Below are 18,020 nucleotides of genomic sequence, written 5' to 3' on the forward strand. Positions count from 1 at the left end.
AAACTGTGCATACGTTTGCTCAGTAAAGAATATCTTTTTATATGCTACTGGCTTAGCGCTTTTGCGGATAGGAGGTGAAGGGATGTCTTTCGCTTCGGAAACGAAAAAAGAATTGACGAACCTGGAAATAAAAGACTGCTGCGGGAAGGCGGAATTGTCCGCCTTAATCAGGATGAATGGTTCACTTTCTTTTTCCAGCCGGAAATTGATTGTGGATATACAGACGGAGAATGCAGCAATTGCAAGAAGGATTTACACTCTGATTAAAAGGAATTACAACGTTCAGGTCGAGCTCCTGGTCCGGAAAAAAATGCGGCTGAAAAAGAACAATGTTTATATTGTCAGGCTAACGGAACAGGCCAGTATGATTCTTGATGATCTGAAAATTTTAAGCGAGGGATTCGTATTTACACACGATATTTCCAATGAGCTCATAAAAAAGAAATGCTGTAAGCGTTCTTATCTGCGCGGTGCATTCCTTGCCGGGGGATCGGTAAATAATCCGGAGACCTCCTCCTATCATTTGGAGATCTTTTCACTTTACAAGGAGCATAATGACTCCCTGTGTGAATTGATGAATACGTTCGGGCTGAACAGCAAAACGCTTGAACGGAAAAAAGGCTATATCACGTATTTAAAGGAAGCCGAAAAAATAACGGAGTTCCTAAATATTATCGGTGCACACGCAGCTCTGCTCCGGTTTGAAGACATCCGGATTGTCCGCGATATGCGAAACTCGGTCAACCGGCTCGTAAATTGTGAAACAGCGAACTTAAACAAAACAATTGGAGCTGCTTTGCGCCAGGTGGAAAATATCCGGTTCATCGATCAAACTGTCGGACTTCAGGTTCTTCCTGACAAACTGCGGGAAATTGCCGAATTGCGTGTAGCTTACCAGGATGTCACTTTAAAAGAGCTTGGGGAAATGGTCTCAGGCGGAAATATCAGTAAATCGGGTATTAATCACAGATTAAGAAAAATAGATGAAATCGCTGAGAAACTCCGGGCAGGCGACACTATAGATGCTCACTGATAGAGGGATCAGCAGGGAGGAGATATACAATGGCGGAAAAACAGGTTGAAGTTAAGCTGAAAACAGGATTACAGGCACGTCCGGCGGCATTGTTCGTACAGGAGGCCAATCGGTTCTCATCCGATATTTTTCTGGAGAAGGACGGAAAGAAGGTAAATGCCAAAAGCATAATGGGGCTGATGAGTCTGGCAGTAAGCTCAGGATCAGTCATTACCCTCAAGGCTGAAGGGAACGACGAAAACGAAGCTCTTGAGGCACTTGCGAACTATATTCAAAAGGAAAACTAAAACAACTCGCATCGGGAAGATGCGAGTTGTTTTTTTATGCTTATTATTTATCTTTCTTCTCATCCAAAGAGTTTCTGGTAATGATTTGGTCAACCAAACCGTATTCAAGAGCTCTTTCAGCTGTCATAAAGTTATCGCGGTCAGTGTCTCTCGCAATGACTTCAAGCGGCTGTCCAGTGCGCTCTGAAAGAATTGTGTTTAATTTTTCGCGAAGGAAAAGAATGCGCTTTGCAGCGATTTCAATTTCAGTCGCCTGTCCCTGAGCTCCGCCTAGTGGCTGATGAATCATGACTTCACTGTTTGGAAGGGCAAAACGCTTGCCTTTCTCACCAGCAGCAAGAAGGAACGCACCCATGGATGCTGCCATACCGATACAGATCGTTTGTACCTTTGGCTTGATAAATTGCATCGTATCATAAATAGCCATACCAGCTGTAATGCTACCGCCCGGGCTATTAATGTAAATGGAAATGTCTTTTTCAGGATTTTCTGCTTCAAGGAATAAAAGCTGGGCAACAATTGAGTTTGCCACATTGTCATCGATTGCGCTTCCCAGCATAATGATGCGGTCTTTTAAAAGGCGGGAGTAAATATCATAAGCGCGCTCCCCGCGGTTTGTTTGTTCAATAACTGTAGGGATTAAGTTCATTTTCCAATTCCTCCTTCAAGATAAGGTCAACACACAAGATGAACAAGCATGTTCTTCCAAGTAAAGAAAATTTTTTAACTCCTATGTATTATCATGATACACTGATGGTCAATTAAGGTCAAACAAATCGCATAGAATTCGTGCTTGATTCGTTCGACACTTTTTTCTGTGCTGTGCTATCTCATTCCATGATACCCATTGTTCCAATTTTTAAACTAAAAGGAGGCTTGCAAAGTGAATAAACTTATCATATAATTAGTTATCGTAGCGGCTGAGCGCTTGGTCAGCCACCTATTAAAATATCTGCCCTCGTGGTGCAACGGATAGCACGTGAGATTCCGGTTCTTAAGATGTGGGTTCGATTCCTGCCGAGGGCGCTGCCAAAACTCCTTGTCTGATATGGACAGGGAGTTTTTACTTTTTACGCTATCCGCAAATAAATCCAGCCTATGCGCACACAAAAAAATTTATCCGCAAGTAAATTGGCCCTATACGCAAATAAAATTCCTCTATCCGCACATAAATCTAAAAAACTTCCTAAACTTAAGCCTGAATTTCAAAAAAATCCTTAAAATCCACAGTTTTCACCATAAAAAATGAATATTCTTCCCTCTTCCATGCATATTGTGAAGTATTCAGAAAGATGGTAAAGTGCCCGTGCGATTGGCATTTGCCAAGAAATTTCCATACAACATTTACCTGGAATATTGTAAAATGGGGACAGGGGGAATGTACGATGAATTTGAAAGCTGGGTTATGGCAGCAGCAGACAATGAAATTAACAATGACACAGGAGCTGACGCAGGCGATTGCCCTTCTGCAATACAGCACACAGGAGCTTTCTGCTTTTTTGGAAAGCAAGGCGCTTGAAAATCCCCTTTTAAAAGTAGAGTCCGGTCAAGTCCAGACGATGGATCCCCGTTATGACCGTGTCAAACCGACGAGAATAAAAGTCGAAAAAGATAAAATAAATTGGATTGAGCAGATTGGCTGCGGAAAGACGATGAAGCTGGATGAATATTTGAAGTCGCAGCTTCATTTGAAATTAAACAAGGACGAACAAAAAGTAATTGAGCATCTTATTGAGAGCCTTGATGAAAACGGTTACTTGCGAGCGGATTTGCAGACAGCTGCCAAGGCGCTCCAGATGCCTCTTGAAAATATGGAACAGATGCTTGAAGAATTGCAGGAACTCGAGCCTGCTGGTGTTGGCGCGAGGAATCTCCAGGAGTGCCTTTCCCTGCAGATTAAGAGATTGCCAGAGAGAAATGAACTCGCTGAAATTATTTTAGATGAATACTTTACCTTTTTTGCGGAGAAGAAATGGAAAGAGATTTCCAAGCAGCTTGGTGTGGGGCTAAAAGAGATTCAGGAGGTATTCGACCTTGTGCAGACCTTGAATCCTAGGCCGGCTTCATCCTTCCAAAGCGAGAAATCGGCATATATAACACCGGACGTGATAATTAAGTGGGATGGAAGCTCCTTTTCTGTAAGTGTTTTTGATGAAGTGCTTCCTAAAATCAGTTTTAATGAAGGTTATTATAAAAAGTTTGCGGCCTCTGGAGACCGGAATGTCAGCCGCTTCCTTCAGGAAAAGCAGCAGGATTATCAATGGATCATGAGGAGCATAGAGCAGAGAAAAGAGACTCTTGCGAATGTGACCCTTAAAATCGTTGAAAAACAGCAGGACTTCTTTATAAAAGGACCTTCACATCTGAAGCCGATGACCATGAAGGAAATATCAGATGAACTCGATATTCATGAATCAACTGTCAGCCGTGCTGTCCGGGAAAAATATGCGCAAACGCCATATGGGACCTATGAGCTGAGGTCGTTTTTCTCAAGCACGATTAAAACAACATCCGATGAAAATACGTCTTCACAGCAGGTCAAGACGATAATTGGTAAAATGATAGAAAAGGAAAATAAGCAAAAGCCTTTATCCGACCAGGAGCTTGTGAAGCTGCTGAAGGAAGAAGAGGGGATGGTTGTCAGCAGAAGGACGATAGCAAAATATCGGGATCAGCTGGGCATCCCATCATCATCTAAACGGAAAAGGTATGACTGATAAAGGAGATTTGCTGATTGAAACAGCCAGAGGTCGTGTTTTATACACGCAGCAGTTGCCCGCTGTGTGATAAAGCCAAGGATGTAATAATGGAATTAAAGAAAGAGTACGAATTTATCTTAATTGAGAAAGACATTGATGGTAGCGATGAACTGACAGAGAAGTATGGGCTCATGATCCCGGTTGTTGAAATTGATGGGTATAAAGTGCAGTTCGGGCATATTGATGCCATTACGGTAAGTGAAGCGCTTACAGAAAAAAACTGAGTTTTATCAGTTGATTTCACTACTCACTCTTGCTATTATTGAAGAGAAGCAAGGGTGATTTTTTTTGTGGTAAGTGGGACATAATATGTCTATGCGGGACAAAAAATGACCACATATGATTAAGGAGCTATCCGGATGTACTCACTAATTGATATTCAAAAAAGATTATTGCCTGATATGCTTGCGGTTATGCAGAAGCGCTATGGGATCCTTCATTACATAGGGCTGATGGAGCCGGTTGGAAGAAGGAGCCTTGCAGTAAGTTTGGGCCTGACGGAAAGAGTGCTGAGAAGTGAGGTTGAATTTTTAAAAGACCAGAATCTGATCCGCATTTCAAGTACGGGGATGAGCCTTTCTGCCGATGGCAGGGATTTGCTTGAAGCTCTTGAAGGAATAATGAGGGATATATCGGGTATAGCCGTAATGGAGCAGGAATTATCCCGAAAACTTGGCATTCGCCAGGCGATCATTGTTTCGGGCAACAGCGATGAATCTCCATGGGTAAAGCAGGAGCTTGGCAGGGCAACAGCGATGTGTATGAAATCAAGGCTCAAAGGCAAAAATATCATCGCAGTTACCGGCGGATCCACAATGGCAGCCGTAGCGGAGATGCTAACCCCTGATCTTGCTGAACGGGATTGGCTGTTTGTGCCGGCACGGGGCGGAATTGGGGAAGATGTTAAAAATCAGGCTAACACCATTTGTGCAAAAATGGCTGATCATACAGATTCCAGACACCGCGTCCTTTATGTACCGGACCAGGTGAGCAGGGAGATGTATGAAAGCATTATTAAGGAACCCAATATTAAAGAAGTAATCACCCAGATCAAATCTGCTAGCATGGTTTTACACGGGATTGGGGACGCTATTACAATGGCGGAACGCCGCAAAACCAGTGAAGAAGATTTTGTTAAAATCAAGCATGCCCAAGCAGTAGGAGAATCCTTTGGTTATTACTTCAATGAAGGCGGCGAGGTTGTACATAAGGTTCAGACCATCGGCCTTCAGCTGGATGACCTATCCCATATTGAACATGTCATTGCAGTGGCAGGCGGCTCTTCAAAGGCAAAAGCCATTGCTGCATACATGAAACGGGCACCATCCTCTACCATTTTAGTGACAGATGAAGGTGCAGCAAAACAGTTGTTAAAAGGGTAATCCCTTTTCAAATATTAAATCTACCTTTCTAAGGAGGAAATAATCATGGCAGTTAAAGTTGGTATTAACGGATTTGGAAGAATCGGGCGTGTTGTTTTCCGTGCAGCTCTTAAAAACCCTAACGTAGAGGTTGTAGCAGTAAATGACCTTACAGATGCAAACATGCTTGCACACCTTTTAAAATATGATTCCGTACACGGAACATTAAATGAAGAAGTAACAGTTGATGGCGATTACCTTGTTGTTGGCGGCCATAAAGTAAAAGTACTTGCTGAGCGCGATCCTGCTCAATTAGGATGGGGAGACCTTGGCGTAGAAGTAGTAGTAGAATCTACTGGCCGTTTCACAAAGCGTGCTGACGCTGCGAAACACCTTGAAGCTGGTGCGAAGAAAGTAATCATTTCAGCTCCTGCAAGTGACGAAGATATCACAGTGGTTATGGGTGTTAACCATGATAAATATGACCCTGCAAACCACCATGTAATCTCTAACGCATCTTGTACAACAAACTGCTTGGCTCCATTTGCAAAAGTATTGAACGACAGCTTCGGAATCAAGCGCGGTATGATGACAACTGTTCACTCATACACAAATGACCAGCAAATCCTTGACTTGCCGCACAAAGACTACCGCCGTGCCCGTGCAGCAGCAGAAAATATCATTCCAACAACTACTGGCGCTGCAAAAGCAGTATCTCTAGTATTGCCTGAACTTAAAGGCAAATTGAACGGTGGAGCTATGCGTGTTCCAACTCCAAACGTTTCTCTTGTTGACCTTGTTGCTGAGCTTGACAAAGATGTAACAGCAGAAGAAGTAAACAGCGCTCTTAAAGCAGCTGCTGAAGGCGAACTTAAAGGCATTCTTGCATACAGCGAAGAGCCATTAGTATCTGGCGACTACAACGGAAACCCAGCTTCTTCTACAATCGATGCACTGTCTACAATGGTTATGGAAGGCAGCATGGTAAAAGTTATCTCTTGGTATGACAACGAGTCTGGTTATTCTAACCGTGTAGTTGACCTTGTTGACTACATCGCTCAAAAAGGACTTTAAAAAAGAAAACTTCCATCAGAGGGGAATTAGTTCTTCTCCTTTGATGGTTAATTGAAGTTACCGGGCATAACGGGAAGTTACTCCTCGTTTTACTCCAGGGGGCTACTGCCCGTTAATCGCGGCAATTGAGAAATCTTTACGAGAAAAAAATTCGTTTTGCGAAGCATTCTCAAGGTGAATTTTTTCTCTAAAAAAATACCTCATCTTGTTGGATATTAAAATCTCTAACGTCTATAATGGATAAGGGTAAAAGGGGAGCAGGGAAACAATCCCTCTCCCTTTTGTTTTAAAGCAAAAAGTAAAAATAATTGACTAGGTTGGTGTCTAGCTCCAGCGCCTGGGGTCTCGAGTCATAAGCCAATCGCTTCTGAAGGCAAAGCACGCCTTCTGCCAGCGCTCGTCTTATACTTGTCGCCCCTGGGCAAGGCGCTTCCGCTTTTCCTGGTAAGGAGGTCCTTTTGCTGTGAACAAAAAAAGCGTAAAAGATGTGGAGTTAAAAGGCAAACGAGTTTTTTGCCGCGTTGATTTCAACGTACCTATGAAGGATGGACAGGTTACAGATGAAACTCGTATCCGTGCAGCTCTTCCAACTATTGAGTATTTGACTAACCAGGGTGCTAAAGTAATCTTAGCAAGCCATTTGGGCCGTCCGAAGGGTTCAGTTGTTGAAGAATTGCGTTTAACACCAGTAGCAAAGCGTTTGTCCGAGCTTCTTGGCAAAGAAGTGAAGAAGGCCGATGAAGCATATGGCGATTCTGTAAAAGCAATGGTTGACACGCTAAGTGAAGGAGATGTTCTTCTTCTTGAAAACGTGCGTTTCTATCCTGGAGAGGAAAAGAATGATTCTGAACTTGCAAAGGCATTTGCTGAGCTTGCTGACGTGTATGTGAACGATGCCTTTGGAGCAGCACACCGTGCACATGCCTCAACGGAAGGAATTGCGCATCATCTTCCTGCAGTATCAGGACTATTAATGGAAAAAGAACTGGATGTACTTGGAAAAGCTCTTTCAAATCCTGAGCGTCCATTTACAGCCATTATCGGCGGCGCAAAGGTTAAAGATAAGATCGGTGTAATAGAAAACCTTCTTGAAAAGGTAGATAACCTGATCATTGGCGGCGGACTGGCCTATACATTTGTAAAGGCACAGGGCCATGAAGTAGGGAAATCCCTATTGGAAGAAGATAAGATTGAACTTGCAAAGTCCTTTATGGAAAAAGCGAAAGAAAAAGGCGTGAACTTCTACATGCCTGTTGATGTCGTGGTAGCAGACGATTTTTCCGAGGAAGCCAATATTAAGACAGTAGCAATTGAAGAAATTCCTTCTGATTGGGAAGCACTTGATATCGGACCTAAAACGCGCGAAATCTACAGTGATGTAATCCAGAATTCCAAGCTGGTCATCTGGAATGGGCCAATGGGTGTGTTCGAATTGAAAAAATTCGCCGGCGGAACAAGAGCAGTGGCTGAGGCTTTAGCAGAAGCGAACGATACATATTCAGTCATTGGCGGCGGAGATTCTGCAGCTGCAGTTGAGAAATTCCATCTTGCTGACCGCATGAGCCATATCTCAACAGGCGGCGGCGCTTCCCTTGAGTTTATGGAAGGAAAGGCTCTGCCTGGCGTAGTGGCTTTAAACGATAAATAATTTAACCAGGGCTGTTTAGCCCTGTCTTTTGACAATAATAAAAGCATGAAAGGACGTGCAACATGCGTAAACCAATTATCGCAGGAAACTGGAAAATGCATAAAACACTTCCGGAAGCGAAAGTATTTCTTGAAGAAATCAATGGCTTAGTACCGGGGAAGGAGCAGGTAGAAACAGTTGTATGTGCCCCTGCACTATTCCTGGAACGCCTTGTGGATAGCGCAAAGGGTTATGATGTTGAAATCGGCGCGCAAAACATGCACTTTGAAGAAAGTGGTGCTTTTACAGGCGAAATCAGCCCTGTGGCACTTGAAGACCTTGGGGTAAAATATGTAATCCTTGGTCATTCCGAGCGCCGGGAAATGTTTAATGAAACAGACGAGGCCGTTAACAAAAAAACTCTGGCTGCTTTTAAATACAATTTAACTCCTATCGTTTGTGTCGGTGAATCGCTTGAACAGCGTGAAAAGGGCGAAACAATGGATCTTGTAGGCTCTCAGGTGGAAAAGGCTCTTAATGGTCTAACTGAAGAGCAGGTAAAGCAGACTGTTATTGCGTATGAGCCAATCTGGGCAATCGGAACTGGCAAGTCTTCAACATCGGCAGATGCGAATGAGGTATGTGCACATATCCGCTCTGTAGTTGCGAAGCAATTTTCCCAAGTTGCAGCAGATGCAGTCCGCATTCAGTACGGCGGAAGCGTAAAGCCTGCAAATATTAAAGAATATATGAGCCAGCCTGATATTGATGGAGCTCTTGTAGGCGGCGCAAGCCTTGAGCCGCAATCATTCCTTCAATTATTGGAGGCAGGCAAGAATGAGTAAATCTCCAGTTGCATTAATCATCTTAGATGGCTTCGCATTGCGTGGAGAGCGGATGGGAAATGCCGTTGCCCAGGCAAAGAAACCAAACTTCGAACGCTACTGGAATACCTACCCTAACGCAACTCTGACAGCCAGCGGCGAAGCAGTAGGTCTTCCAGAAGGGCAGATGGGAAACTCTGAAGTAGGCCACTTAAACATTGGTGCAGGCCGGATTGTTTATCAGAGCTTAACAAGAGTAAACGTGGCCATTCGTGAAGGACATTTTGAGAAAAACGAAACGTTCCGTTCTGCTATTGACCATGTCAAAAAGAATGGCACGGATCTTCATTTGATGGGACTTCTTTCAGATGGAGGCGTTCACAGCCATATTCAGCACTTATTCGCACTGCTTCGCATGGCTGCTGAAGAAGGCGTGAAGAATGTCTATGTTCATGGGTTCCTGGATGGACGTGATGTTGGCCCGCAAACAGCAGCAGGCTACATTAAAGAAACGCAGGAAAAAATGAAGGAATACGGAGTCGGCGAATTTGCGACGATTTCTGGACGCTATTATTCCATGGACCGCGACAAACGCTGGGAGCGAGTTGAAAAGTCATACCGTTCCATGGTGTATGGCGATGGCCCATCATACAGCGATCCCCTGGATTTAGTTGAAGATAACTATAAGAATGGTATCTTTGATGAGTTCGTCATTCCATCTGTCATAACAGCAGAAGATGGTAAACCGGTTGCAACAATTAAGAAAAATGATGCAGTCATTTTCTATAACTTCCGTCCGGATCGGGCAATCCAGATTTCGAACACTTTTACAAATAAAGACTTCCGTTCATTTGATAGAGGGCCAGGACATCCTGAGAACTTGTTCTTCGTTTGTTTAACCCACTTCAGTGAAACAGTTGACGGATATGTTGCGTTCAAACCGACCAACCTTGATAACACCCTTGGTGAAGTTCTAGCGCAAAATGGAAAAACACAGCTCCGCATTGCGGAAACAGAAAAGTACCCTCATGTGACGTTCTTTATGAGCGGCGGACGTGAAGAGAAATTCCCTGGCGAAGAGCGGATCCTGATCGATTCACCGAAAGTAGCTACCTATGACCTTAAGCCTGAAATGAGCGCTTATGAAGTAACGGACGCGTTGCTGAAGGAAATAGAGGCTGATAATTTCGATGCGATCATCCTGAACTTTGCCAACCCGGACATGGTGGGGCACTCAGGCATGCTTGAGCCAACGATCAAGGCGGTTGAAACAGTTGACGAATGCCTTGGCAAAATTGTTGATTTGATTATTTCTAAAGGCGGAAAAGCGATTATCACAGCTGACCATGGCAACGCTGATGAAGTTGTTACCTTGGAAGGCAGCCCAATGACCGCTCATACAACAAACCCAGTTCCAGTCATCGTTACACAGGATGGTGCAGAGCTCCGTACAGACGGAATTTTAGGAGACCTTGCTCCAACTGTCCTGGACCTGCTTGGATTGGAAAAACCTGAAGAAATGACAGGAACCTCTTTATTGAAAAAATAAAAGATTTTCTATAAAAAAGGAGAGAATTACTATGCCATTTATCGAACAAGTATATGCTCGTGAAGTATTAGATTCCCGCGGTAACCCAACAGTTGAAGTTGAAGTTTTAACAGAATCAGGATTTTTTGGCCGTGCCATCGTTCCTTCTGGAGCGTCCACTGGTGAGCACGAAGCAGTAGAACTTCGTGACGGCGACAAGTCCCGTTACCTTGGAAAAGGCGTTCAAAAAGCAGTAGACAACGTAAACAACCTAATTGCTGACGCTGTTATTGGTCTAGATGTAACTGACCAGGTTGGCATCGACCGCACGATGATCGCATTAGATGGAACTGAAAACAAAGGCAAGCTTGGCGCGAATGCGATCCTTGGCGTATCCATGGCTTGTGCACATGCTGCTGCCGAGTCTGTAGGACTTCCGTTATACCGTTACCTTGGAGGCTTCAATGCGAAGCAGCTTCCAACACCAATGATGAACATCATCAACGGCGGATCTCACGCTGACAACAACGTGGACTTCCAGGAATTCATGATCATGCCTGTAGGAGCTCCTACTTTTAAAGAAGCAATCCGTATGGGTGCTGAAGTTTTCCATTCATTGAAAAAAGTTTTATCTGGCAAAGGCCTGAACACAGCTGTAGGTGATGAAGGCGGATTCGCTCCAAACCTTGGCTCTAACCGTGAAGCTCTTGAAGTCATCATTGAAGCTATCACAAATGCTGGCTACGAAGCAGGCAAAGACATCTACCTTGCAATGGATGTTGCTTCTTCTGAGTTCTTCAACAAAGAAACTGGCAAATACGATCTTGCAGGCGAAGGCCGTACTGGCTTAACTTCAGAAGACATGGTTAACTTCTACGAAGAGCTTGTAAACGAGTTCCCAATCATCTCAATTGAAGATGGTCTTGACGAAAACGACTGGGAAGGACACAAGCTGTTAACTGATCGCATCGGCGGAAAAGTTCAGCTTGTTGGTGATGACTTATTCGTTACAAACACGAAGAAGCTTGCTCAAGGAATCGAGCAGGGCGTAGGCAACTCAATCCTGATCAAAGTAAACCAAATCGGTACTTTAACGGAAACATTCGAAGCAATCGAAATGGCGAAGCGTGCCGGCTACACAGCAGTTGTATCTCACCGTTCCGGTGAAACAGAAGATGCTACAATCGCTGACATCGCTGTTGCAACAAACGCTGGCCAAATCAAAACTGGTTCAATGTCACGTACAGACCGTATTGCTAAATACAACCAGCTTCTTCGCATCGAAGACGAGCTTGGCGATTTAGCTGTATATGATGGATTAAAATCCTTCTATAACTTGAGCAAGTAATCTTGCTTGTGAAGCCGTCCCGCGTGGGGCGGCTGTTTTTTTGATGTTGGCCGGTAAATAGGACAGTTTGGCCGGCATTTTCCCGGTTTTGGCCGGTAAAAATCAAATATTGGCCAGTAAATATTCATTTTCGGCTGGTAAAATGGAGTCTCTCAAAAAAATCGGCAGATAATTGATAGGTTCGGTCTTTATATGAACTGGAAAAGGGAAGTTTCAGCGCAGTAAGCAGCTTTTTGGCAATATTTGAGGAAGATAAATGGGTGAATTCCCGAAATTGCTGATTCGTAATGGAGGAACTAATCGAAAGAAGGTAATCATGGAGGGTTCTAATATGTGCTTCCTTATCAGCAGTATGGCAATTACTGCATTTCCAGGTGCCCAGCATCCTTTTCATTGAAAATCTGCTGCATTCAGGACATTGAATGCCGGTAATAATCTCTTTTATATCAATGTCATAGTATTTTAGGACATTGTAATTCGCAGGGATATTCTTTTTTGTAATAGCTCTGCTTAACTTTCTGATCTCTCTGTCTGTTAATGTCTCTGCCGGATAGTTCTCCTTTAGTTTATCTATCCTTTCTCTCAAATGGCTCGCATGCAGCACCTTTTCTATGGCCAATTTGTGATAAGAGGAAGTCTTGATAACAGTAGAAGGATTACTGATTACAACAAGATATTCAATGGGTGTGTGAATCTTATGATCAGCCAGCCATTTTCCAAGTTCCTTTTGCTGCCTTTTAGCTTGTATTAAAGGATCGAAAACCTCTTTCCTTTTCTTGCTTGCTCATATTCAGCTGGTTAAATGCGGGGTCAAAATAAAGAGTGCCGGAGATGTTCTTAATTTCGAGGATAAGAAGGAAGTTTGGGCATAGGAGAAGCATATCGATTTGAAAGAAGTCTCCGTTTCCATTGGAAAGCCGAGTATCTTTAACGATTATGAACTCAGGTTAATCTTTTAAAAAGTAATCCACAGCCTCTTCTCCGCGAATACCTGCTTTTCCGCTTTGTTAAATCATTTTCGATGAGACCCCTTTTTGGCTGTGATAGCGGGAGTCTACTCAGGCATTAATGCTTAGAATAAAATTTGATATTTTCCTCTCTTTTATGATCAACGGCATCATTCCTTTCACAATATAAATTCTCTCAGCTGCTATAAAAGTCCTTCCAACTAACAGGTCCTGCCAAAATCTTATTGTTTATGCAATAAAAATGTGATAAATTAAGAATAATGTGATTGTACGTTTTCAGGAGGTGGCTTCATGCATACATTATTGATTACCCTTTTAGTCATAGTTTCGATTGGCCTAATTGTAGTTGTACTCCTTCAGTCTGGTAAAAGCGCAGGTCTTTCCGGTGCCATTTCAGGGGGAGCTGAGCAGCTTTTTGGAAAGCAAAAAGCACGCGGGATTGATCTGATTCTTCACCGCATCACGATCGTTCTTTCTGTTTTATTCTTTATCCTTACTGTTTTAGTTTCTTATTTCGCGATATAAATGAATGCAGCGCCTGGCCTTCAGAAGGTCAGGCTTTTATTTTTGGCTCTGTACATTTGCCTATTTTGGCTAACGTTCACATTTTTTACATAAGAAAGCTTTTTTATTGGCATGTTGCCCCGCTGTTTGCTAAAAATAAGGAATGCAGATTTAATCACACGTTTGATTAATAAAAATATAGGAATTATAAAGGTAAAAGGAGTTTTATCAATGAGAGTTGTGGCGCCAAAACCGTTTACATTTGGAAATGGAAAAAGAGCAGTCCTGCTGCTGCATGGTTTTACCGGAAATACAGCAGATGTAAGAATGATGGCAAGATTTCTTGAAACGAAGGGATACACCTGCCATGCCCCGCAGTATAAGGGACATGGAGTTCCGCCAGAAGAGCTGGTTCATACAGGCCCGGAAGACTGGTGGAAAGATGTGGTGGAAGGGTATGAATTTCTAAAAAACAAGGGACATAAAGAAATTGCAGTGGCCGGACTTTCCCTTGGCGGCGTATTTTCCCTTAAATTGGGTTACACTGTACCTGTAAAGGGTATTGTTCCGATGTGCGCACCTATGTACATAAAAAGCGAAGAAGTCATGTATGAAGGAATTCTGAGCTACGCGAGAGAATATAAGAGACTTGAAGGTAAGCCGGAAGAACAAATTGAACAGGAAATGGAAGAGTTCCAAAAAACACCGATGAATACATTAAAGGCACTCCAGGAGCTGATCGCGGATGTGCGAAATCATGTGGATATGATTTACTCCCCAACATTTGTTGTACAGGCACGACATGACCATATGATCAACACGGACAGTGCTAATATCATTTTTAATGAAGTGGAGAATGACTTAAAGCAGCTGAAGTGGTACGAAGAATCCGGGCACGTGATTACTCTCGATAAAGAGCGTGATCAGCTGCACGAAGATGTGTATGGGTTTTTAGAAAAGCTTGATTGGGAAGAATAATACCAGAAGAAAAACTCCCCAAGGAGGGATGAAGATATGGAAATTAATATACAACAACTGATCGACAAGCTGCTTCATTATATGAAAGATGAAGCGTATAAGCCATTGACGGTTCAGGAGCTTGAAGCTGCGTTTGGAATAGAGGATTCCACAGGCTTCAAAGATTTCGTCAAGGCACTTGTTGTCATGGAGGAAAAAGGGCTTGTCGTCAGGACGAGAAGCAATCGCTACGGCTTGCCGGAAAAAATGAATCTTATCCGCGGCAAGCTTTCCGGCCATGCAAAGGGATTTGCCTTTGTCATTCCGGAAGAGCAGGGAATGGATGATATTTTTATCCCGCCCAATGAAACGAATAATGCTTTAAATGGCGATATCGTTCTTGCGCGTGTGACGACTGAGAGTTCAGGGCAGAGGCGGGAAGGTACAATTGTCCGCATCTTAGAGCGCGGTGTGACACAAATTGTCGGAACTTATACGGAAAGTAAGCATTTTGGATTTGTTATCCCGGATGATAAAAAGTTTGCCAGTGATATTTTTATCCCCAAAGCAGCATCAAAAGGCGCTGTTGAAGGGCACAAGGTCGTTGTAAAACTGACCACTTATCCAGAAGGCAGAAAGAGTGCAGAAGGAGAAGTTATTGACATTCTCGGGCATAAAAATGACCCGGGTGTGGATATTCTATCTGTTATTCACAAGCATGGCCTTCCGCTTGAGTTTCCGGATGAGGTGCTTAAGCAAGCTGAAGAAACGCCGGATACGATTGATCCAAGTGAATTGGAAAACCGCCGGGATCTTAGGAACGAAGTCATCGTTACCATTGACGGTGCTGATGCGAAAGACCTTGATGACGCAGTAATGGTCCAAAAGCTTGAAAACGGACATTACAGACTGGGTGTCCATATTGCAGATGTAACGTATTATGTACGCGAAGATTCACCAATCGACCGGGAGGCTGAAGAGCGGGCAACCTCCGTGTATTTAGTGGACCGGGTGATCCCGATGATTCCGCATCGCTTATCAAACGGCATCTGCTCTTTGAATCCGAAAGTGGACCGTCTTACCCTTTCTTGTGAGATGGAAATCACACCGGATGGGGAAGTGGTGAATCACGAGATTTTCCAGAGTGTGATCAAAACAACGGAACGGATGACTTATTCAGATGTGAATAAGATTTTGGAAGAGCAGGACGAAGAACTTATCGACAGGTACCAGCCGCTTGTGCCGATGTTCGAGCTGATGAAGGAGCTTTCTCTGATCTTGCGTAATAAGAGAATGCATCGCGGAGCCATCGACTTTGATTTTAAAGAAGCGAAAGTCATTGTGGATGAAGAGGGCAATCCGACAGAGGTGGCATTGCGCGAACGCTCGATTGCGGAGCGCCTAATTGAAGAGTTTATGCTCGCAGCCAATGAAACCGTTGCTGAGCACTTCCATTGGATGGATGTACCTTTCATTTACCGTATCCATGAAGATCCGAAGGAAGATAAGCTGAGAAGATTTTTCGAGTTCATCACGAACTTTGGCTATATTGTAAAAGGAACAGCCAATTCCGTTCACCCGCGTGCTCTTCAGGAAATCATTGAAGAGGTTCAGGGAAAGCCGGAAGAAATGGTTGTATCCACAGTGATGCTCCGCTCCATGCAGCAGGCGAAATATTATGAAGAGAGCCTGGGCCATTTCGGGTTATCAACAGAGTTTTACACACACTTCACATCACCGATTCGCCGTTACCCGGACTTAATTGTCCACAGACTAATCCGCACCTATTTAATTGAAGGCAAGCTGGATCAGGCGACAAGGGAAAAGTGGAATGTACAGCTCCCGGATATTGCTGAGCATTCTTCCAATATGGAGCGCCGTGCAGTGGAAGCGGAACGCGAAACAGATGAGCTTAAGAAAGCGGAATATATGGCTGATAAAATTGGCGAAGAATATGATGGGATCATCAGTTCTGTTACGAATTTTGGAATGTTTGTCGAGCTTCCAAACACAATTGAAGGCCTTATTCATGTCAGCTATATGACGGACGATTATTACCGCTATGACGAGCGCCAGATGGCGATGATTGGCGAGCGTACGGGCAATGTGTTCCGCATAGGCGACGAGATCACTGTTCGTGTCGTCAATGTAAATAAAGACGAACGCTCGATTGATTTTGAAATCGTCGGCATGAAGGGAACCCGCAGACGGGAACCACGTGAAGCACCAAAGGTGTTCAAGACAGGCAGCACCGAAAAAAAGCCGCGCAGAAGTAAGACTGACCAGGGAAATGGAAACAGTTCAGGCGGCCCGAGAAAGAAAAAAGAGAAAAAGCATTACGAAAATGCGCCAAAAGCAAAGCGGAAGAAAAAGAAGAGGTAAAGAAAATTAGGAGGGCCGAAAAGGCTCTCTCTTTCCCTTCACAGCAGGGCTACTCGTTGAGAGGGGCACGCAATTTTGCTATAATAGAGAGACCGCTATAGTAGACGGATGCTGCATTTCCTGATTTCAGGAAAGAGGAGCAAAGGGGGATTCAACATGCCAAAAGGAACTGGCAAAATGGTTGCGCAAAATAAAAAGGCCTATCATGACTATGCTATAGAAGAAACATATGAAGCAGGCATTGTTCTGCAGGGGACGGAAATTAAATCGATCCGTGCGGGCAAGGTGAATCTTAAGGACTCATATGCCAGAATTCAAAACAATGAAATCTATCTTTTCGGCATGCATGTCAGTCCTTATGAGCAGGGAAACCGCTACAATCACGATCCGCTAAGGACAAGAAAGCTTCTTTTGCATAGAAAAGAAATCAGCAAGCTGATTGGCGAGTCAAAGGAAGTCGGCTATTCGATCGTTCCATTAAAAATGTATCTTAAAAATGGTTATGCAAAAGTTTTAATTGGCCTGGCAAGGGGTAAAAAGAAATATGACAAGCGTGAGGATCTGAAGAAGAAAGAAGCCAAGCGTGAAGTAGAGCGTGCTTTCCGTGAAAGGCAGAAAATGTAAACCCAGAACCTTACAATTGAAAAATTAGTTCAGTGTGCTATAATAGTAATTGTCACAGCGAGTGACACAATCTTTAGCTCATCTATTCGAGCTTATCCGAACGTCAGCGTACTGAATAAGATTCGACGCAGACCTATTATAATGGGGACGCTACGGATTCGACAGGGATAGTTCGAGCTTAGGTTGCGAGTCGAGGGGATCGGCCTCGTTAAAACGTCAAAGCCAATAACTGGCAAAACTCAAAACAACTTCGCTTTAGCTGCCTAATAGGCCTTTAGCGGTTCGCCCCTCCATAGCCCATGTGGTAGGGTAGCGGACTCACTCTTAGTGGGCTACGCCGGATTCCACCGCCTGAGGATGAAGGAAGAGAACAACCAGGCTAGCTGGCCGGACGCCCGTCGATAGGCATAAGGATCAGCGAATTGCGAATATATCGACTACACTCGTAGAAGCTTAAGTGCCGATATTTCTGGACGAGGGTTCGACTCCCTCCGTCTCCACCAAATACATATTTGGTGGTTTTTTATTTGTTGTAACTTAAACTATATGATTCTTTAAAGTGTTTTTGACAATGTTATGCTTTAAATGCATTGAATAAAGTTAAGTGTAACTCTATCTTTCGAAACAAAGAGAAGTGGCTAATGCATTTCGAGAAGTCACTTTAATGATTGGGGACATTGCAATATGGTGTCCTCTTCCAATCGTAAAAATTTGAAGTTACATTCTTAAAACCCACAGTAATAT

At 43.7% G+C, this 18,020-nt stretch carries 17 protein-coding genes, 1 tRNA gene and 1 other RNA gene; 16 read left to right on the forward strand and 3 right to left on the reverse strand.

Annotation, left to right across the window (positions count from 1 at the left end):
• Positions 1 to 82: 82 nt before the first annotated feature.
• Both whiA and MKY20_RS06720 read left to right on the forward strand, forming a co-directional pair.
• On the forward strand, positions 83 to 1,033 hold the full coding sequence (gene whiA, locus MKY20_RS06715; RefSeq protein WP_009331823.1) for a DNA-binding protein WhiA: 951 nt from the start codon (positions 83 to 85) through the stop codon (positions 1,031 to 1,033).
• A 29-nt stretch (positions 1,034 to 1,062) separates the two neighbouring features.
• Complete coding sequence (locus MKY20_RS06720; RefSeq protein ID WP_009331822.1) at positions 1,063 to 1,320, forward strand: HPr family phosphocarrier protein; 258 nt, start codon at positions 1,063 to 1,065, stop codon at positions 1,318 to 1,320.
• A 43-nt stretch (positions 1,321 to 1,363) separates the two neighbouring features.
• Here MKY20_RS06720 and clpP read toward each other — a convergent pair whose 3' ends face one another.
• Complete coding sequence (gene clpP, locus MKY20_RS06725) at positions 1,364 to 1,969, reverse strand: ATP-dependent Clp endopeptidase proteolytic subunit ClpP (RefSeq protein WP_009331821.1); 606 nt, start codon at positions 1,967 to 1,969, stop codon at positions 1,364 to 1,366.
• A gap of 305 nt (positions 1,970 to 2,274) precedes the next feature.
• Here clpP and MKY20_RS06730 point away from each other — a divergent pair.
• The 9 genes from MKY20_RS06730 (at position 2,275) to eno (ending at position 11,841) form a co-directional block, all read left to right on the forward strand.
• Positions 2,275 to 2,346 (forward strand) — tRNA-Arg (locus MKY20_RS06730).
• 359 nt (positions 2,347 to 2,705) lie between these two features.
• Positions 2,706 to 4,037: an RNA polymerase factor sigma-54 gene (gene rpoN, locus MKY20_RS06735; RefSeq protein WP_071156640.1), complete on the forward strand. Its 1,332-nt coding sequence runs from the start codon at positions 2,706 to 2,708 to the stop codon at positions 4,035 to 4,037.
• 17 nt (positions 4,038 to 4,054) lie between these two features.
• On the forward strand, positions 4,055 to 4,303 hold the full coding sequence (locus MKY20_RS06740; RefSeq protein ID WP_251175546.1) for a glutaredoxin family protein: 249 nt from the start codon (positions 4,055 to 4,057) through the stop codon (positions 4,301 to 4,303).
• 135 nt (positions 4,304 to 4,438) lie between these two features.
• Positions 4,439 to 5,461 carry a sugar-binding transcriptional regulator gene (locus MKY20_RS06745; RefSeq protein WP_009331818.1) on the forward strand — a complete coding sequence of 341 codons (1,023 nt, stop codon included), beginning with the start codon at positions 4,439 to 4,441 and terminating at the stop codon, positions 5,459 to 5,461.
• A gap of 45 nt (positions 5,462 to 5,506) precedes the next feature.
• Positions 5,507 to 6,514: a type I glyceraldehyde-3-phosphate dehydrogenase gene (gene gap / locus MKY20_RS06750; protein WP_009331817.1), complete on the forward strand. Its 1,008-nt coding sequence runs from the start codon at positions 5,507 to 5,509 to the stop codon at positions 6,512 to 6,514.
• Between the two features lie 463 nt (positions 6,515 to 6,977).
• The gene (locus MKY20_RS06755; protein WP_009331816.1) at positions 6,978 to 8,162 is read left to right on the forward strand and encodes a phosphoglycerate kinase; all 1,185 of its coding nucleotides are present in this window, start codon (positions 6,978 to 6,980) and stop codon (positions 8,160 to 8,162) included.
• A gap of 62 nt (positions 8,163 to 8,224) precedes the next feature.
• Positions 8,225 to 8,986 carry a triose-phosphate isomerase gene (tpiA, locus tag MKY20_RS06760; protein ID WP_009331815.1) on the forward strand — a complete coding sequence of 254 codons (762 nt, stop codon included), beginning with the start codon at positions 8,225 to 8,227 and terminating at the stop codon, positions 8,984 to 8,986.
• Positions 8,979 to 10,514 (forward strand): 2,3-bisphosphoglycerate-independent phosphoglycerate mutase, encoded by a 1,536-nt coding sequence (gene gpmI / locus MKY20_RS06765; protein WP_009331814.1) that lies wholly within the window; start codon positions 8,979 to 8,981, stop codon positions 10,512 to 10,514. The genes tpiA and gpmI overlap by 8 nt, the downstream gene beginning before the upstream one ends.
• Positions 10,515 to 10,545: 31 nt before the next feature.
• The gene (gene eno / locus MKY20_RS06770; protein WP_019383296.1) at positions 10,546 to 11,841 is read left to right on the forward strand and encodes a phosphopyruvate hydratase; all 1,296 of its coding nucleotides are present in this window, start codon (positions 10,546 to 10,548) and stop codon (positions 11,839 to 11,841) included.
• A gap of 124 nt (positions 11,842 to 11,965) precedes the next feature.
• On the opposite strand, the gene MKY20_RS06775 is transcribed toward eno, so the two are convergent.
• Together MKY20_RS06775 and MKY20_RS28650 are read right to left on the reverse strand one after the other, a co-directional pair.
• A complete protein-coding gene (locus tag MKY20_RS06775) occupies positions 11,966 to 12,427 on the reverse strand; it encodes a hypothetical protein (protein WP_192907868.1) in 462 nt (153 codons plus the stop codon).
• Positions 12,428 to 12,578: 151 nt separating this feature from the next.
• Positions 12,579 to 12,779 carry a nuclease-related domain-containing protein gene (locus tag MKY20_RS28650; RefSeq protein ID WP_083390467.1) on the reverse strand — a complete coding sequence of 67 codons (201 nt, stop codon included), beginning with the start codon at positions 12,777 to 12,779 and terminating at the stop codon, positions 12,579 to 12,581.
• Between the two features lie 321 nt (positions 12,780 to 13,100).
• On the opposite strand from MKY20_RS28650, the gene secG reads away from it, so the two are divergent.
• The 5 genes from secG to ssrA all read left to right on the forward strand — a co-directional run bounded on the left by secG (position 13,101) and on the right by ssrA (position 17,779).
• Positions 13,101 to 13,334, forward strand: a complete 234-nt coding sequence (secG, locus tag MKY20_RS06780) for a preprotein translocase subunit SecG (protein WP_009331810.1) — start codon at positions 13,101 to 13,103, stop codon at positions 13,332 to 13,334.
• Positions 13,335 to 13,544: 210 nt separating this feature from the next.
• Positions 13,545 to 14,291 carry an alpha/beta hydrolase gene (locus MKY20_RS06785; protein WP_009331809.1) on the forward strand — a complete coding sequence of 249 codons (747 nt, stop codon included), beginning with the start codon at positions 13,545 to 13,547 and terminating at the stop codon, positions 14,289 to 14,291.
• Positions 14,292 to 14,327: 36 nt separating this feature from the next.
• Positions 14,328 to 16,652, forward strand: coding sequence for a ribonuclease R (gene rnr / locus MKY20_RS06790; protein ID WP_341000835.1), 2,325 nt, complete (start codon positions 14,328 to 14,330; stop codon positions 16,650 to 16,652).
• A gap of 156 nt (positions 16,653 to 16,808) precedes the next feature.
• Positions 16,809 to 17,276, forward strand: coding sequence for an SsrA-binding protein SmpB (gene smpB, locus MKY20_RS06795; RefSeq protein ID WP_009331807.1), 468 nt, complete (start codon positions 16,809 to 16,811; stop codon positions 17,274 to 17,276).
• A 143-nt stretch (positions 17,277 to 17,419) separates the two neighbouring features.
• Positions 17,420 to 17,779, forward strand: a transfer-messenger RNA (tmRNA) gene (gene ssrA, locus MKY20_RS06800).
• The last annotated feature ends 241 nt before the right edge of the window (positions 17,780 to 18,020 follow it).

It is taken from the genome of Cytobacillus sp. FSL W8-0315 (genome assembly GCF_038002905.1).
GTDB classification, from domain to species: Bacteria; Bacillota; Bacilli; order Bacillales; family Cytobacillaceae; genus Cytobacillus; species Cytobacillus pseudoceanisediminis.

Bases quoted from the DNA above. Each gene is read 5' to 3' on its own strand.
- whiA (WP_009331823.1), top strand. From the start codon at position 83: ATGTCTTTCGCTTCGGAAACGAAAAAAGAATTGACGAACCTGGAAATA.
- MKY20_RS06720 (WP_009331822.1), top strand. From the start codon at position 1,063: ATGGCGGAAAAACAGGTTGAAGTTAAGCTGAAAACAGGATTACAGGCA.
- clpP (WP_009331821.1), bottom strand. From the start codon at position 1,969: ATGAACTTAATCCCTACAGTTATTGAACAAACAAACCGCGGGGAGCGC.
- rpoN (WP_071156640.1), top strand. From the start codon at position 2,706: ATGAATTTGAAAGCTGGGTTATGGCAGCAGCAGACAATGAAATTAACA.
- MKY20_RS06745 (WP_009331818.1), top strand. From the start codon at position 4,439: ATGTACTCACTAATTGATATTCAAAAAAGATTATTGCCTGATATGCTT.
- gap (WP_009331817.1), top strand. From the start codon at position 5,507: ATGGCAGTTAAAGTTGGTATTAACGGATTTGGAAGAATCGGGCGTGTT.
- tpiA (WP_009331815.1), top strand. From the start codon at position 8,225: ATGCGTAAACCAATTATCGCAGGAAACTGGAAAATGCATAAAACACTT.
- gpmI (WP_009331814.1), top strand. From the start codon at position 8,979: ATGAGTAAATCTCCAGTTGCATTAATCATCTTAGATGGCTTCGCATTG.
- eno (WP_019383296.1), top strand. From the start codon at position 10,546: ATGCCATTTATCGAACAAGTATATGCTCGTGAAGTATTAGATTCCCGC.
- secG (WP_009331810.1), top strand. From the start codon at position 13,101: ATGCATACATTATTGATTACCCTTTTAGTCATAGTTTCGATTGGCCTA.
- MKY20_RS06785 (WP_009331809.1), top strand. From the start codon at position 13,545: ATGAGAGTTGTGGCGCCAAAACCGTTTACATTTGGAAATGGAAAAAGA.
- rnr (WP_341000835.1), top strand. From the start codon at position 14,328: ATGGAAATTAATATACAACAACTGATCGACAAGCTGCTTCATTATATG.
- smpB (WP_009331807.1), top strand. From the start codon at position 16,809: ATGCCAAAAGGAACTGGCAAAATGGTTGCGCAAAATAAAAAGGCCTAT.